The organism is Streptomyces viridochromogenes, from assembly GCF_001270495.1.
Classification (GTDB): domain Bacteria; phylum Actinomycetota; class Actinomycetes; order Streptomycetales; family Streptomycetaceae; genus Streptomyces; species Streptomyces viridochromogenes_A.
This window is the reverse complement of sequence record NZ_LGUR01000242.1, coordinates 28,523-44,564: the sequence shown is the minus strand read 5'-3', so window position 1 is coordinate 44,564 and position 16,042 is coordinate 28,523. Positions and strand designations below refer to the sequence as shown.

Below are 16,042 nucleotides of genomic sequence, written 5' to 3'. Positions count from 1 at the left end.
GCGCCGCCGGTCTGCTTTATTCGGCGGGTTTCGAGGCCCGTTCGTTCCGCCTGCGACGGGTGACGATCCCCGTTCTGCCCGCGGGCATGCGTCCGCTGCGCGTGCTCCAGGTCTCCGACATCCATATGGTCGGCGGCCAGCGCAAGAAGCAGCGCTGGCTGCGCTCGCTGGCGGGTCTGCGCCCCGACTTCGTGATCAACACCGGCGACAACCTGTCCGACCCGGAGGGCGTGCCGGAGGTGCTCGACGCGCTGGGCCCGCTGATGGAGTTCCCGGGCGCGTATGTCTTCGGCTCGAACGACTACTACGGCCCCAAGCTGCGCAACCCCGCCCGCTACCTGCTGGAGAAGACCCAGGGCCGCCACGGCCTGAACGGCAACCCGCCCGCCGTCGGCGCGCTCCACAACCCCTGGGAGGACCTGCGCGACGGCTTCGACGCCGCGGGCTGGCTCAACCTGACGAACACGCGCGGGACGCTGAAGGTCGAGGGCGTCTCGGTCGAGCTCACCGGCCTGGACGACCCGCACATCAAGAGGGACCGGTACGAGCAGGTGGCGGGCGGCCCATCCGGCGCCGCCGACTTCGCGATGGGCGTGGTCCACGCGCCGTACCTGCGCGTTCTGGACGCGTACACGGCCGACGACTACCCCCTGGTCCTGGCCGGCCACACCCACGGCGGCCAGCTCTGCATCCCCTTCTACGGCGCTCTGGTCACCAACTGCGACCTGGACACGGACCGCGTGAAGGGCCTGTCCACGCACACGGCGGAGGGCCGTACGTCCTACCTCCACGTTTCGGCAGGCTGCGGCACGAACCGATACACGCCGTTCCGGTTCGCGTGCCCGCCGGAGGCGACGTTGCTGACGTTGGTGGGGCGGGAGTAGTCGCGGGAAAGGGAGGAGCGGCGCAGGCGGGGCAGGCGGGGCAAGCAAGGCGGGCAAGAGGGCGAGTCGGGCAGCCGGTCGGCACGTAACCCGCACGGACCACCCGTATCGCCCGTTTTGCCCACCCTGCTTAGCGTGAGGGCATGACCGCCCCGATACCCAGGGACATCCCGGACCTCCCCGCGATACCGGGCATCCCCGCGCTGCTGCCCTCCCACGTTCCCGCCACGGCGGTGGTGGCCCCGGCCCGCCGCCCCATGGCCGCCACGTGCCGGCTGCTGGTCGCCCTGGTCGCGGCCGCGGCGGTGGCCATTGAACTGGCCCTCGGCAGCCCCTTGCGCACCCTGAGCCACTTCGCGATCCAGAGCAACATCCTGCTGGCCCTGATCTTCACCCTCTCGGCCCGCCGCGCCTGGACCGCCCGCCGCCCGCTCCCCCCAGCACTGACGGGCGCAACCCTGGTCTACGCCATCATCACGGGCCTCACCTATCACGTGCTCCTGGCGAACGAGGCGAGCCCGTTCATGCTGCCCGGCGTCCTCACGGGCGAGGCCACCGGCCCGACCGGCTGGCACGTGATCACCACCCACGTCCTGCACACGGCGACACCCATCGCCGCCCTGCTGGACTGGCTGCTCCTGACGGCCCCGGGCCAACTGCGCCTCCGCCCGGCAGCGACCTGGATGCTCTACCCCCTCACCTACCTGGCGTTCACCCTCACCCGAGGCGAACTGCTCGTCCCCGGCACGCCGGCCCGCTACCTCTACCCCTTCCTCGACGTGGCCCAGCACGGGTACCGGAGCATCCTGGCCAACGCCCTCCTCATCGGCCTCGCCACCTATGCCCTGGCCATCCTCCTCGTGGCCCTCGACCACGCCCGCCCCAACCCGCTCCGCCATCGCGTCCACCAACGCGCGAAAACCGGATTTCGTCTCCAGCCACCGGTGGGCTAAAGTAAACGTCGTCGCCGCGACAAGCAGCGACATCGGGGTGTAGCGCAGCTTGGCAGCGCGCTTCGTTCGGGACGAAGAGGTCGTGGGTTCAAATCCCGCCACCCCGACAGCCGAAACACCAGGTCAGGGGCCTGATCCGCATCGCGGGTCAGGCCCCTGCGTGGTTCTGGGGGGCTCGGTCGGAGCACGCAGGGGTCGGCGGCGGTCAGGTCGGCGCGCAGTGGTCCCACGGACCTCAAGTCGACGCTCCCGTCACGATGCCCAGCAGTGTGAGCGTGAAGAAGGCCGTGCCCCAGGCCAGTGCGTGGCGGATGCAGCGGTATTTGGTCCAGGTGATCTGGGAGAGGATCGCCAATTGGCTCAGGTCACGGGAGACGGGGTCGGTGCGGCGGACGGTTCGTCTCAGGTGGGGGAGCGAAAGGGCCAGCCTCGCGTCGCCGAAATAGTGGGTGCGGGAGGGGCGGGGGTTGCCCAGCCGTGGGGTCACGGCCAGGCCCAGCAGGGCGAGTGCCGGTACGCAGGCGGCGCAGCCCACCCAGAGGAGTAGTTGCGGGACGACCGGGTAGTGCCGCGGGGTGATGACGCCGCTGCCGATGGCGCCGAGCAGGGCGGTCAAGGTCGCTCCCAGGGACGCCAGCAGGAGGCCGGCCTTGCCGTCGGCGCGCACGAGTTCCTCGCGCGCCTCGGACAGCAGGACCCTGGCGAGTTCGGCGCCCCGGTCGGGCGTGTTGTCGGGGTTCGTGTCGGGGGCGCCTCCGGGTGTGGTCATGGTGATGTCTCTCCCTCCTTTCCGTCGGTCGCCGGTGGCCGGTGGCCCGTGGCCGCCCCGGCGAGCGGGGCGGCCGTGGTGCCGTGTTGCCGTGTTGCTGTGTTGCCGTATTGCTGTGTGCTGTGTGCTGTGTCCTGGTGCTTGCGGGTGCGTCAGACCGTTGACGAGCGGCGGATCTCGTCCTCCAGCGCGTTCACCGCCTGCCGGACCCGGATGTTCATTGCCGCCGTGTGTTCCCGGAACGCCGCCTCGGACTCGGCGCGGTGGCGTCGGACCTCCTGTTCGATGGCGTCCTGGGCGATCTCGAGTTTCGCCAGGGCCCGGCGCTCCGCGATCCGTACCTCCTCGCTGTGGATCTTGACCGCGCTGTTGCTCTCGCTGGTGAGCATCCGGTCGTACGCGGTCTCGCCGCTCAGGTACTTCACCAGCACGGGGAGCACGTCCAGCAGGATGAACAGCAGGCGGACCAGCCAGATGCCCACGAACAGCACCGGGTTCCCGCTCGCGAGTTCGTCAAGCGCCCGGATCCGCTCCAGGACGCCGATCTCCTTCTGCTTCGCGCGTTCCGCGTCCAGCCGCTGCTCGATGCCGTCGGCCCGGGCTTCGAGGAACTCGCTGCGGGACGAGGTCAGCTCGGCCTCGATCTCCGAGATGCGGGTGTTCATGCCGGCGAGTCGCTTCTCGTTCTCACCGGTGCGGTGGGTGGTCCGGTAGTCCCGCGCCTTGTCGCGCAGGCGCAGGCACTCTGACGTCCGCTGGTACAGGCCGGTGGCGGCGATGCGGACCAGCCGGCGGCACTCGTCCCGTACCTCGGAGTCGATGTCCTCCAGCCTGGCGCTGTCCCGGTCCACCCGCGTCTGAAGGGCGGCGGCGTCCGAGCGCAGGGCGGCCAGTTCCTCGACCCGTTCGCCGGGCGTCGCGCGGAAGGAGAGGACGTACGTCCTGTCGCAGCCCTCCGGGGTGACGGTCCGCGTCGTGGACGGTACGGGGTTGCAGCGGACCAGGTTCGTGCGCAACTGGTCGACGGCGTCCGTGCGTTCGTCGGCGACGCGTTCCTCGATGGCCGTCTGGAAGATGCGCAGCACCAGCGGCTCGGCGATCACCGTGCCCAGCAGCAGGGCGATCAGCAGACGCGTGAGGAGCGGCCCCACCCGTCGCCGCGCGTTCGGCTGCGGTGTGACCAGCCAGCGGTCGAGGTTGAGCACGAACAGCATCCAGATGACCGTCGGGACCATGGCCATCAGGGAGACCCTGCCGAGCGCCTCGGTCGCGAAGTTCCACATGGAGAACGCCGCGATGACGGAGGTACCGAGCACCACCCCGCCGAGGGCCGTGTACTTGCTCCGCTCGTACCTGACCTTGGCCAGCAACTCCTCGTCGACACCGGTCAGGGTGCGTAGCCGCCGCGCGGGGTCGGAGTCGACCCGCCGGCGGCGGGGGGTTCGGGCGGAGGACCCGTCGCCGGCGGTTCCTGCCGTGGTCCGGAGGTTCGGTGTTCGCGAGGGCGCCGTCTCGCCGGTTTCCTGGTCGGCCGCCGTGCCGGAGGCCGAGGCCGTCGCGTGGTTCGTCAGGAACTCAGTCAACGAGATCGTCCTCGTCCTTGACGAAACCGCCCTGCGGGTCGCGTGAGCCGTCCCGGACCACAGCCGGGCGACCGGGGCGGGCCTGCCCCGACTCCACCATGCGGGCGGTGTCCGCGGCGGCTCCGATGCCGGGGGCGGCCTGGCCGCCCGTCTCGCGCAGGACCTGTTCCAGGACCTGGTGGTAGTCGACGTACTCGCTGCCGCCCATCTGCCGCAGCAGCGTCAGCAGCATCTCGCGGCGCATCTGCGCCTCCGAGGTCTCCAGCGACTGCGCGTGGGCCCGGGCCGTCGTCTCGGCCTTGTGGCGGCGGGCCGAGTCCTCCTCGGTGATCCGGTGGATGCGGGCCGCCGCCTCGGTGACGTCGATCTCCTTGCGGGCGATGCCGAAGGCGTCCACGTGGTCGGATCCCTGGGAGAGCAGTTCCGCGATCCGCATGGCGTCCTGGGTCTCGAAGTCGCGCTGTCCCCGCTGGAGTTCCCAGGAGCGCCGCTCGTCGCGCAGCCGCTGCTCCCAGTCCCGCAGGTCGTCCGACGCGTGCACCTCGGCGTTCACGAACTCGACGCTCATGCCCGCGACGCGCGGCGGCACGATCGCGCTGTAGGCGGTCATCCGGTGACCGGCCTCGGTGCGCACCGCGTTGATCTCCTCCACGCGGTGTCCGGCGCTCACCCTGGGCAGGTCGCTGTCGCCCATCAGGTAGGCGCGCAGGGGGACGGTGACGTCGATGATGCCCTGCCGGGCGATGACGGTCGGGTCGGTCACCTGGCAGGTGAAGGACGCCCGCATGGTGAAGTTGTCCGCCTCGCTCACCGAGGGCAGCGGGCGCTCCACGTCGACCAGGCGTGCCCGGGTGTCGACCAGGCTGACCGAGGAGGCGTCGAGCACGTCGGGGTGGGACGGGTCGAACACCATGCCCTCGGGGAAGGTGCGGTAGTTCCCGCCGACCCTGAAGACGTAGACCGCGCCGGGCGGCAGCTGCGGTACGTCCTCTCGGCGGCGACGCCGAGACCACCAGGTGCCCTGGACCGTGGCCAGGATGTGCTCGGCTATGACCGGGTAGTTCACTTGCTTCTGCCTCCTTGAGCGGAAGGGAAGGGAGGGGTGGACCGGCTGGACCGGTGGGAGCCGGGGGGTCGGGGGGAGGTGAGGGACGCTGTGGAGCGCCTCGCGTCCGTCGGCGTCCGGCCGCGCAGTGATCCGAGGAGCACCTGTGCCAGCCGGCCGGCGCCGGGGATGGCGTAGTCGGGGTGCTTCAGCGCGATGGACAGGTGGTGGCGCAACGCGGTCCACTGCCTGGGGCTCATGGCGTTGCGCATGGCTTCGCCGAGTTCCTGTACGGCGCCGGTGACGGACGGGTCGTCGCGCAGCTGCACCAGCGTCCGGCACAGCGCGCTGACCGCACGGCTCCGGCTGCTGCTGTGCAGGACGTTCGCCCACAGCGCCCCGAGGTGGCGGGCACTGTCCGGGACCGTGCGCAGCAGTGCCGCGGTGAAGGGCTCGCAGGGAGCCTCCAGCCGGTTGGCTTCCAGGAGCTGGACGGCGGTCCGCAGGGCGATGGACCGCTCCCGGGAGCCCGGTCCCGCCTTCGCGATCACGGTCCGTACGTACCGGAGGATCAACAGGGCACGTTCGGGGTTCTGTTCCGCGGTCTGGAGCAGCAGGACCAGGGAGCGGCGGGCCGAGAACGCGACCCGCTCGCCCCGGTTCGCCAGGAACCACAGCCAGTTGAGCGCCTCCAGGCGGTAGAGCGAACCGAGGCGCCCCGTCAGCGCCATGGCCGCCGTCACCGCGCGTCCGGCACCGCGGTTGTCCACCCAGCTGAGGACGATGTTCCGGGCCTGCGGGGCGAGGTGCTCCACGTCGCACATGAACTGGAGCGTCAGCGCGGCGGTCACCCGCTGGCTGGTGATGCCCTCGGACCACACCTGGAGCAGGTTCTCGTCGACCTCGACCAGCGCGTACCGGGCGAGGAGCGCCACGCCCCGGGCCACCTCCGCCCGGGTGTCCAGGTCGCCCAGCAGGGCGAGTTCGCCCAGCCACCGGCGCAGCGGATACCAGAGCTCGTAGCCGTAGAGGTCGTGCAGCTCCGCGATGACGAGTTCGCGGATGCGCGGCGAGGTGAAGACCAGGCACCGCTCACTGCGGCCGGCGTCGCGGCTCGGACCGAGCCGGAACTCCGTGGTCACGAGCCCCACCGCCCGCTCGCGCCACCGGGCCCGGGACTGTCCGGTCACGGCACCGCTCAGCGGCGCCCCGGCCGGGCCGTCCGGCTCGGCGACCGGCGTCTCGCCGCTCTGCTCCCAGTTGCGCACATGAGCGGCGAGAGCGGCGCACTCCTTCTCGAACGTCCGCTCAGGGATGCCCTCCAGGAAGGCCAGTGCCGCGAGCGCGAGCAGGTCGTCCGCGCCCGGCCGCTTGCGGAACCACGCCTGGACCAGCTCCCGGTGCCGGTCGCGCAGGGTCTCCAGCGCCGTCTGAGGGCCCTTCTGGGACAGCGCTACGGCCGCGGCGACGACGTCCGCCGGCCGCCGCTGTTCGCCGACCCGCTCCAGCAGCTCCTTCTCGGTGTCCGGTTCGAGGTCGCCGTACGGCAGCTTCTCCCGGCAGTGATCGAACAGTTCCACGGGGTCCGGGGCCCGCCACGGCACGCAGTGGTCCCGCAGCGCCAGCCGGCGGCGGGCCGTGTCGTCGGCCGTGATGACCAGGTACGACCCCTTGCGGCGAAGTTCCTCGCTCAGCCGCCCGATCTCGTACGCCTGCACGGCCTCGGCCTGCAGCTCGCCGACGTAGTCGAGGATGACGTACCCCTGCCCCGGCTTGAGGTCCCGTGAAGCGGCCAGCTCGGCGAGGGCGTTGGCGGGCGACAGGCTGCGCAGCCTGGCTCCCTCGCCCAGGATCTTCCTGAGCAGGGCGAGGGAGCCGGCGCCCCGGCCGCAGTTGTCCTGGCCGGTCAGCACCACGAGCGCGTGGTCGTGCAGCTTGCCGAGCGCCTCGTCGAAGCAGAGCTGCGGCGGGACGTAGAACCGCAGGGCGCGGTCCGTCTCTTCAGGCTCGATGGTGCCGGGGGCGAGCCCGGGAGAGGAGGCGGCGCCGAAGCCGAACGCCGCTCCGGAGGCGTCGACGCCCCCGTAGAAGTTGTTGTTGACGAGCTGGTGGACGCGGCGCAGATCGTCGTAGCCCCGGTCGTCCTCCTCACGTTCGTCCTGTTCCTTCCGCCGTTCGGAAGCCGCCTCCGCCGCCTCCGCCGACTCCGCCTTCCCCTCCGGTCCGGGATCCGGGCCGAGGGCGTCCTCCCCGGCCGCTGCCGCGGCGCCGGCGGCGTCCGGCGTGGGCGGCGGCGTGACGTCTTCGCCGGGAGGCGACACGGGCGGCACGGGTGATACGGGCGATATGACCGGTCCGCCGTCGGCCGGGTCCGACGCGTCAGCCACCTGCGCTCCCGAAGCCGAAGACGGCTCCCCGGGCATCCACGGGTCCGGCCATGTTGGTGACGTTGACCTGGTCGGCCTGGTAGGCGTTGCTGATCCGCGCCCCGCCGTCGGCTCCGCCCGCGGCGGCCGGTGCGGACCGGTCCGCCGCGGGCTCCCCCGACGCCGGGACCGCGGGCTTCCCCGGCTCCGCGGTCCCGGGCTCATGTGAGGCGGCGGCCGGTGCGCCGAGCGCGGGCACGCGCAGCCAGGCCGTGGCCTCGTACTCCTTCACCCGGACGGTGACGTGGGTGAAGTCCTCGGTGGTCAGGGTCGTGTGGCCGCCCACCACCATGGACCGGAACACGTCGTCGGACAGCAACAGCGCCAGGTCTGCGTGGGGGTGCGCGGCCAGGGCGTCGTAGAGCGGGGGCGCGTTCAGCAGGCGCGCCGTGGCCACCACGGCCGTGCCGGCGAAGCCGTTGTCGGCCAGCGCCACCAGTCCCTGGTGGATGACGGCCCGCAGCCGCATCCGGGCGTCGGGAACGCGCTGGGCGTTGTATTCGCGCAGCTCGGCGACGAGATGGCGGACGTAGTCGTCGACCAGACGTGGCTCGGTGCCGTCCAGGGGGCGCACCGCGAGCTGCTCGTCGCCCTTGCGCTGGATGTGCCACTGCGCGCGGTCCAGGCCGGCGCCCCTGGCGGCCCGGTCGAGGAGCCTCGGCAGGTCGTGCTGGGTTTCGGACTGCCTACGGTCGTTCTTGCTGCCGTAGGACTGTGCGTCCACGGCTATACAGGTGCAGGGGTAGAACCCGGGCCACTCATCCACCCGATCATTCCTCTCTGGGCAGGCCATGGGCGGACATTGCCCATGTAGTGCGTGCCCGAGAGGCTAGGAGAGAGCGGGTGAAGTGATTCCGTATCAATACGGGTTGTCGGCAACGACTTTGGCGAATTCCAGCAGTTTCGGAACGTCACAGATGGTTATGTTTCGGTAACTGCGTTCCACCAGCCCCATGGCTGCCAGTGCGGCCAGGTTCTTTTCGGCCGTGTTGAGCGCCAGGCCCGCCAGCGACGCGAGTTCTCTCTGCGTGAGCGTCACACCGAGGTCGCACCGCTTGCCGTCGCCGTCCGGCACGGGCTGGGCGTAGGCCTGGCTCAGCTCGGCCAGGACCCGGGCCAGCCGGGTCAGCGAGTCGTACGCCTGGAAGTCGATCCGGCGCCGGTTGGCCCAGCGCAGCCGGGCGCACAGCATGTGGAGTATGGCCCGCATGGCGTCCGGGTGGCGAGTGAGGAAGGTCTCCAGCGCCCTCACCTGGATGATCCGGGCGGTCACGTCACTGCACGCGACGACGGTGCCGGACCTGGGGCGCTCCTCGAAGGCCGCCATCTCGCCGACCAGCTCACCCGCTATACGGACGGCGAGCAGCATGTCGTAGCCGCTCTCCGTGCTGGCGACCACCTTCACGACACCGCTCGTGACCAACAGGACGTGCCGGCTTTCCTCGCCCTGTTGCAGTAGTGCCCGATGCGGCGGATAGGCGATCGGGGTGCCCTGTTCCAGGAGTTCGGCACGTGTCGTATTCCGCAACAGGCCGAGAAAGGTGGACGGCGGCCACGCGCGATTCACCAGCACCCCCGACGGTCTCCGCGGCGCAGCGCGCCCCTCAAATGCCTGACCATGCTGCCGTCAAGCGGTGTTCCCGCACACGGCCCGAACGGCATGTGGCCTGTTTTCTCGCTTCGCAGCCGGAAATGACCGAATGAGCGTTCTCCACACGAACTCGTGGACACGCCCGACGCCGGGGCGCAGGCCGCCGGACCGTTCACGACCCCTTCGGTACCGGCCTGGGAGTACGGCGACCAGCTCGCGCAGCTCGACGCGGCGATCGCGGAGCGCTCGGTGGAGATCTGGCTCGACGGCGCGGAGGGACGCCGCGTCGCGGTCATCCCCCGGTTCGGGATCGTTCGGGGAGGACGTCCGCACGGCGTGGGAGCATCGCGCGGCGGCGCTGCCCGACGGCCAGGCCGTGCGGACACGGCCCAGGTGTGCCTTTCGTCTTGCTGACCGCGTCGTCCGGCACCGGTCCCTCCCCTCGTGGGGACCGGTGCCGAACGGCGGGGAGGAGTCGATCCGTGCCGTCCCGCGTCGGCGGGTCAGTGCGGATCGAGCAGGATCGGGGCGGCGCCGGGTGCGGGTGGCTGTTTGGGACGGCCATCCTGCGGAAGGTGTCCGGGAACATGCGGCGCCATGAGTGAGGTCTCCGGGCTCTGGAGCTGGTGGCCTGCCTGGGGGACGCGCGAGAGATGCGCACTTGCGTCGTGATCCTGCCAGCCGGAGGTGCGCACGAGGAGCATCCGGTGTCCGGACGCCTCATTAACCGCAGGTCAGCCGTATAAAGTGAGTTTTCCGGTCCGGATATCCAGGTGCGGCGGAGTAAGGAAGGGGAGGCCTTGAGTTCCGACTCGGCGGCACGCACAGCCTTCGCGGAACGGCTCGCGCTGCTCTACAAGGAGGCCGGCAACCCTCCCCTCAAGAGTGTGGCCGAGGCGGTCGTCCGGCTTCAGCGGGTCGACGAACGAGGGCGACCCGTACGGGTGTCCGCTCAGCGGATCAGCGACTGGCGTCGGGCCAGGAACGTGCCCGCCCAGTTCGCCGCGCTGTCGGCCGTACTGCACGTCCTGATCCCGCAGGCGCGGCGCGCGCGGCCCACGCCCGTCTCGGCGGGCCTGTACGACCTGGGCCAGTGGCAGCGCCTGTGGGAGCGGGCCACGTCCGGGGAAGAGGAAGAACAGGCTCCGGCCGTCGACGCCCCCGCCGTGGCCGGCGGGGTGTGTCCGTACCGGGGTCTGGCCTCGTACCGGCGGGAGGACGCCCGGTGGTTCTTCGGGCGGGAGCGGAGTACAGACGCCCTGGTCGCCCAGCTCCGTGCCGTGGAGAAGACCGGCGGACTGGTCATGCTCGTGGGCGGCTCGGGGGCCGGGAAGTCCTCCCTGCTGAACGCCGGCCTCGTGCCCGCGCTGCGGAACGGCGCGCTGGGCGGTGGGAGCGGCGGGCCGGTCGGCACGGTGGTGCAGCTCGTGCCGGGTGCCGATCCGCTCGGCGAGCTGACCCGTCGGATACCGGAACTCGCCGATGTCGTCTCCTCCTCGGACGAGTCGAAGGAGTCGGACGAGTCGAAGGACCCGGAGCAGCCGGGCGGGGGCGGCCCGGAGGGCTCGGCCGGCCTCGACGGGCCGTACGGGTCCGGCACCGGTGCCGCCCGCCGATCCACGGACTTCGCGGACGCCACCCGCGCCGCCGTCCTCGCCTGGGCCCGGCGCGAAGCCTCCGCCGCCGACCCCGGCGACCCTTCCGCCGCCCCTGCCTCCCCTTCCGCCCCCGCCGTGCTCATCGTCGACCAGTTCGAGGAGACCTTCACCCTCTGCCCCGACGAAGCCGACCGCCGTACCTTCATCCGGCTCCTGCACGCCGCCTGCACCCCCGCCGAACCCGGCGACCTGCCGCCCGTCCTCGTCCTCCTCGGCATCCGCGCGGACTTCTACGAGCAGTGCCTGGCCCACCCCGACCTGGCCGACGCGCTCCAGCACCGGCACATGGTGCTCGGGCCGCTCACGACGCCGGAGTTGCGCGAGGCGGTGACCGGGCCGGCCAAGGCCGTGGGGCTGGAGCTGGAGCCGGGACTGGCGGAGCTGATCGTGCGGGAGGTGAGCGCCGACGGGCCGCGCGGGACACACGACGCGGGGGTGCTGCCGCTGCTGTCGCACGCGCTGCTCGCCACCTGGCAGCGGCGCAAGGCGGGGCGGCTGACGCTCGCCGGGTACCGCGCGGCCGGCGGGATCCAGGGGGCCGTCGCCGCCACCGCCGAGCGCGCCTGGTCCGGCCTCGACCCGGCGGCGCGGACGGCCGCGCGGCTGCTGCTGCTCAGGCTGGTCCGCCTCGGCGAGGACACCGCCGCGACCCGGCGGCGCGGGACGCGGCGCCAGCTGGCGGCGGAGTCGACGGATCCCGGCAAGACGGAGGAGTCGCTCGAAGCGCTGGTCCGGGCCCGGCTGGTCACGCTGGACGCGGAGACCGTGGAGATCACGCACGAGGCGCTGCTCCATGCCTGGCCGCGGCTGCGGGACTGGATCGACGAGGACCGGCAGGGCAATCTGCTGCGTCAGCGGCTGGAGGAGGACGGCCGGGCCTGGGAGGGCTCGAACCGTGACTCGTCGCTGCTGTACCGGGGTTCCCGGCTGGAGCAGGCGCACGGCTGGGCGCGGTCCGCCGGGGACACCTTCCTCACCCGGAGCGCGGTGGAGTTCCTGGCGGCCTCGGTCAGGCTGCGCCGGCGCACGGTCTGGATCATGCGGAGCGCGGTCGCGGCGCTGGTCGCGCTGGCGATGCTGGCCGTCGGCGCGGCGGTGGTCGCCTGGCAGCAGCGCGACGACGCCGTCTTCGCGCAGGTGCTCGCCGAGGCGGACCGGTTCCAGTACACGGACCCGTCGCTGTCCGCCCAGCTCGGCCTGGTGGCCCACCGGCTGCGCCCCGACGACGAGGACACCACCAGCCGGCTGATCTCCATCGTGAACGCCCCGCTGGCCACACCCCTGCGCGGCCACACCGGCGCCGTCTACCTCACCACGTTCAGCCCGAACGGAAAGCTCCTGGCCACCGCGAGCTACGACCGGACCGTACGGCTGTGGAACGTGGCCGACCCGGAGCGGCCCCAGCCCCTGGGCAAGCCCCTGACCGGGCACACGAGCTGGGTGAGCAGCGCGGTCTTCAGTCCCGACGGCCGCACCCTGGCCAGCGCCGCCGACGACGGCACGGTCCGGCTGTGGGACGTACGGGACCCGAGCCGGCCGCGTCCGCTCACCGCGCCCCTGACCGGGCACGACGGCACGATCTACCTGGTCGCCTTCAGCCCGGACGGCCGCACCCTCGCGTCCGTCAGCGAGGACCGGACCGTGCGGCTGTGGAACGTGGCCGACCCCGGGCGGCCCAAGGCGCTCGCCACGCTGAAGGGTGCCGAGGCCGCCGTGCGGTCGGTGGCCTTCAGCCCCGACGGCAGGACACTGGCGGCCGGGGGCGACGACGACACCATCCGGCTGTGGGACGTGGCCGACCGGAACCGGCCGAAGGAGCTCGCCAAGCTGACCGGCCACACCGCCCTGGTGCACTCCGTCGCCTTCAGCCCGGACGGCCGCACCCTCGCCAGCGGCAGCTCCGACGACACCATCCGGCTCTGGGACGTCTCCGACCCACGGCACGGCACCCAGCTGGGCGCACCGCTCACCGGGCACACCGGCCCCATCTGGTCGGTGGCCTTCAACCCCGCCGGCACCATGCTCGCCGCCGCCAGCGCGGACAGCACGGCGAGCCTGTGGAACGTGCGCGACCCGGCGTATCCCTCGCAGGTCGGCGAGCCCCTCGCGGGCGCCAGCGGGGAGATGTACGCGCTCGGGTTCAGCCCCGACGGCCGTACCCTCGCCACCGGCAGCGGCGACAGCAAGGTGCGCCTGTGGTCGATCCCCACGTCGGACATGGTCGGCGGCAACGGGGCGTTCCGCCCGGACGGCAAGGTGCTCGCCACGGCCGCGCGCGACGGACGGATCCGGCTGTGGGACGTACGCCATCCCGCCCGGCCGGTGGCGCTGAGCAAGCCGTTCCTGCCCGGGGACACCGGCCAGCGCTCACAGGTGTTCTCGCCCGACGGCCACACGCTCGCGGTGACGACGGGCGAGCAGAGCGTGCGCCTGTGGAACGTGCGGGACCCGGCCCATCCGGCCCCCTACGACTCCCCCATCCTGCTGCGCACCCGGTTCATGGGGCCCGACGCGCTGGCGTACAGCCCGGACGGGCGCACGCTCGCCACCGCATACGACGAACGCACCATCCGGTTGTGGGACGTCAGCGACCCCGCCCATGTCGTGCCGCTCGGCCCGCCCATCACCGGGCACACCGGCTACATCAACTCCCTCGCCTTCAGCCCGGACGGCCGCACCCTGGCCAGTGGCAGCGCGGACGCCACCATCCGGCTGTGGAAGGTGACCGACCCTCGCCGTCCCACCCTGCTCGGCGCGCCCCTCACCGGTCACACCGGGCCGGTCAACGCGCTCGCCTACACCCCGGACGGCCATACGCTGGCCAGCGGCAGCGACGACGACACCGTGCGGCTCTGGGACGTCACCGACACACGCGCGGCGACCCCGCACGGCGCTCCCCTCACCGGTCACACCGAGGCGGTCGTCTCCCTGACGTTCAGCAAGGGCGGCCGCTATCTGGCCAGCGGCGGCAACGACAACACGGTCCGGCTGTGGAAGGTCGCCAGCCCGTCGGAGGCCTCGCCCATAGGCCAGGCGATGAGCCCCAACGCCAAGACGGGCAACTTCCTGTCGTTCAGCCCCACGAGCCACATGCTCGGCGTCTCCAGCGGCACCGACACCGTCCGGCTCTGGAACCTGGACGTCGACCAGGCGATCCGCCGCGTCTGCGCGACGACGCAGGGCGTACTGACCCGGGAGAAGTGGCACGAGTACCTTCCCCGGCTGTCCTACGAGCCGCCGTGCGCTCCGTGACGGGACCGGGACACAGTGAGATGACGGGGGTTCGACGGACAGCGGTTTCCGTGATCCCGATCACAACCCCTCCTCACAGCGGATCAGGCGGCTCCCGTGAGGCAGGCAGCCTTGTTACTGTGGGTGCAGCCCGATCGCTGGTGCATCCCCCGTCGCCAGCGATCGGGCCTTCGCATGTCCGCGACACCCGGGGCGGCGCCCGCCCCGACCGGCACGCCCTCGCGAGGAGTCGTACGCTGATCGTGTCTGACCCCGGACAACAAGCCGGTGACCGCCAGTGCCGAAGGCGTACGAAGTGATCACGGACGAACCGCACCGCACCCGCGGTGCGCTGCTCCGCGACAACCACCGGCACCAGTGGGAGAAGGACCGGGCCCGCCGCCCGCTCACCACCCGGGCCGCGACCGGGGCCACCGAGCACGAGACCGGCCTCCAGGTGCGGGACCTCGTCTTCCACGCCCGCTACCGCGAGGTCGCCGCGCCCCCGGAACTCGCGTACGTCTTCGGCGTACCGGAGGGAACCCCCCTCCTGGAACGCACCTACCGGACGCGGTCCGCCGCCGAGCGCGCCCCGTTCAGCCTGGTGACGTCCTACCTGGTCCGCGAGATGATCGCCGCCAACCCCGAGCTGCTGGACGCCGCCAACGAGCCCTGGCCGGGCGGCACCCAGAACCAGCTCTTCACGGTCGGCATCGAGGTCGGCCGGGTCGAGGAGCGGGTCACCGCGCGACCGCCGACGCCGCGCGAGACCCGGGAGTTGGGCCTGCCGCCGAGGGCGCCGGTGATCCGGCTGCGCAAGACGTCGTACGACATCACCGGTCGCGTCGTGGACGTCTCCGAGGTCACGCTGCCCGGCGACCGCGCCGAGCTGCTCTTCACCACTTCCCTGGAAAGGTGGTGAGCGCCGCTGTGCCCCGGCGCCTCATCGTCGTCACCGCTGTCCACGGCCCGTCGGCGATGTTCCTGCCCGAGGCCCACAAGTCGCTGTGCGCGCAGGAGTTGCCGGCCGGCTGGGAGTGGCACTGGGTGATCCAGGAGGACGGGCGGACCGACGAGGTCCGCCCCTACGTCCCCGACGACGCGCGCGTGACCTTCCGTCAGGGCCGCCCCGGGGGCCCCGGCGTCGCGCGCACCATCGCGCTCGCGCACACCGAGGGCGAGTACGCGAAGATCCTGGACGCCGACGACCAGCTCACCCCGGGGGCGCTCGCCCGCGACCTGGCCGCCCTGGAGGCCGACCGCGCCATCGGCTGGACGACCTCCCGGGTACTGGACCTTCTGCCGGACGGGTCGACGGCCGGTTTCCCCGGCGACCCCGACGACGGGCCCGTCGAACGGGGCGCCGTACTCGACTTCTGGGCGGCGAACGACTTCCGCGCCCAGGTCCACCCGGCGACCCTGTGCGTACGCCGGGACCTGCTGCTCGCGCTCGGCGGCTGGATGGCGTTGCCCGCCTCCGAGGACACGGGGCTGCTGCTGGCGCTCAACTCCGTGAGCCGGGGCTGGTTCTCGGCCGAGGTGGGGCTGCTCTACCGGAAGTGGGAGGGCCAGGCGACGGGGCAGTCCTCGCACATCGACCCGGCCGAGCGGGCGGCGCGGATGGCGGTGGTGGAGGCCAGGGCGCGGGCCCTGGGCTCGTTCGGGTGGCGGTATCCGCCCGCTACTCGGTGAGGGCGATGGCCTGGGAGGGACATTTCTCGGCCGCCTCCCGGACCCGCGGGTCGCCGCCGCTCTCCTCCCGGCCCGGGCGCACCACGCCGTAGTCGTCCACGAACTCGAAGACCGACGGGGCGCGATGCACGCACTCCGCAGAGCCGTAACAGAGGTTCGGGTCGATGGAGACCTTCATCCGCGCTCCCGTCGTACGCACTCCCGGCATGG

Annotated in this window: 13 protein-coding genes and 1 tRNA gene; 7 read left to right on the top strand and 7 right to left on the bottom strand. The window is 72.1% G+C overall.

Features of this window, described 5'->3' with window-relative positions; genetic code table 11:
* The 3 genes from ADK36_RS38675 to ADK36_RS38665 all read left to right on the top strand — a co-directional run.
* Positions 1–884 (top strand): metallophosphoesterase (locus ADK36_RS38675; RefSeq protein WP_234330042.1); only part of this gene is annotated, 884 nt, incomplete at its 5' end.
* Between the two features lie 143 nt (positions 885–1,027).
* Entirely contained in the window at positions 1,028–1,837 is an 810-nt protein-coding gene (locus ADK36_RS38670; RefSeq protein WP_053200916.1) for a Pr6Pr family membrane protein, read from the top strand.
* A 33-nt stretch (positions 1,838–1,870) separates the two neighbouring features.
* Positions 1,871–1,944, top strand: a tRNA-Pro gene (locus ADK36_RS38665).
* 128 nt (positions 1,945–2,072) lie between these two features.
* On the opposite strand, the gene ADK36_RS38660 is transcribed toward ADK36_RS38665, so the two are convergent.
* From ADK36_RS38660 to ADK36_RS38635, 6 genes are all read right to left on the bottom strand, one after another.
* On the bottom strand, positions 2,073–2,606 hold the full coding sequence (locus ADK36_RS38660) for a Pycsar system effector family protein (protein WP_048585618.1): 534 nt from the start codon (positions 2,604–2,606) through the stop codon (positions 2,073–2,075).
* Between the two features lie 152 nt (positions 2,607–2,758).
* Positions 2,759–4,189: a DUF4407 domain-containing protein gene (locus tag ADK36_RS38655; RefSeq protein WP_053200915.1), complete on the bottom strand. Its 1,431-nt coding sequence runs from the start codon at positions 4,187–4,189 to the stop codon at positions 2,759–2,761.
* On the bottom strand, positions 4,182–5,255 hold the full coding sequence (locus tag ADK36_RS38650; protein WP_053200913.1) for a hypothetical protein: 1,074 nt from the start codon (positions 5,253–5,255) through the stop codon (positions 4,182–4,184). Before ADK36_RS38650 ends, ADK36_RS38655 begins: the two co-directional genes overlap by 8 nt.
* A complete protein-coding gene (locus ADK36_RS38645; protein WP_053200911.1) occupies positions 5,252–7,621 on the bottom strand; it encodes a hypothetical protein in 2,370 nt (789 codons plus the stop codon). Before ADK36_RS38645 ends, ADK36_RS38650 begins: the two co-directional genes overlap by 4 nt.
* Positions 7,614–8,384 carry a hypothetical protein gene (locus ADK36_RS38640; protein WP_063776941.1) on the bottom strand — a complete coding sequence of 257 codons (771 nt, stop codon included), beginning with the start codon at positions 8,382–8,384 and terminating at the stop codon, positions 7,614–7,616. The genes ADK36_RS38645 and ADK36_RS38640 overlap by 8 nt, the downstream gene beginning before the upstream one ends.
* Before the next feature lie 135 nt (positions 8,385–8,519).
* Positions 8,520–9,188 (bottom strand): Crp/Fnr family transcriptional regulator, encoded by a 669-nt coding sequence (locus ADK36_RS38635; RefSeq protein ID WP_048585633.1) that lies wholly within the window; start codon positions 9,186–9,188, stop codon positions 8,520–8,522.
* A gap of 195 nt (positions 9,189–9,383) precedes the next feature.
* On the opposite strand from ADK36_RS38635, the gene ADK36_RS38630 reads away from it, so the two are divergent.
* The 4 genes from ADK36_RS38630 (at position 9,384) to ADK36_RS38615 (ending at position 15,832) form a co-directional block, all read left to right on the top strand.
* On the top strand, positions 9,384–9,665 hold the full coding sequence (locus ADK36_RS38630) for a hypothetical protein (protein WP_053200909.1): 282 nt from the start codon (positions 9,384–9,386) through the stop codon (positions 9,663–9,665).
* A gap of 386 nt (positions 9,666–10,051) precedes the next feature.
* Positions 10,052–14,161: a WD40 repeat domain-containing protein gene (locus ADK36_RS38625; RefSeq protein ID WP_048585612.1), complete on the top strand. Its 4,110-nt coding sequence runs from the start codon at positions 10,052–10,054 to the stop codon at positions 14,159–14,161.
* A gap of 295 nt (positions 14,162–14,456) precedes the next feature.
* The gene (locus tag ADK36_RS38620) at positions 14,457–15,062 is read left to right on the top strand and encodes a UTRA domain-containing protein (RefSeq protein ID WP_425315352.1); all 606 of its coding nucleotides are present in this window, start codon (positions 14,457–14,459) and stop codon (positions 15,060–15,062) included.
* Positions 15,059–15,832: a glycosyltransferase family 2 protein gene (locus tag ADK36_RS38615; RefSeq protein ID WP_234330041.1), complete on the top strand. Its 774-nt coding sequence runs from the start codon at positions 15,059–15,061 to the stop codon at positions 15,830–15,832. The genes ADK36_RS38620 and ADK36_RS38615 overlap by 4 nt, the downstream gene beginning before the upstream one ends.
* Here the strand turns inward: ADK36_RS38615 and ADK36_RS38610 are convergent.
* On the bottom strand, positions 15,822–16,010 hold the full coding sequence (locus ADK36_RS38610) for a ferredoxin (protein ID WP_048585610.1): 189 nt from the start codon (positions 16,008–16,010) through the stop codon (positions 15,822–15,824). The two genes, ADK36_RS38615 and ADK36_RS38610, sit on opposite strands and share 11 nt — an antisense overlap.
* Between the last annotated feature and the right edge of the window lie 32 nt (positions 16,011–16,042).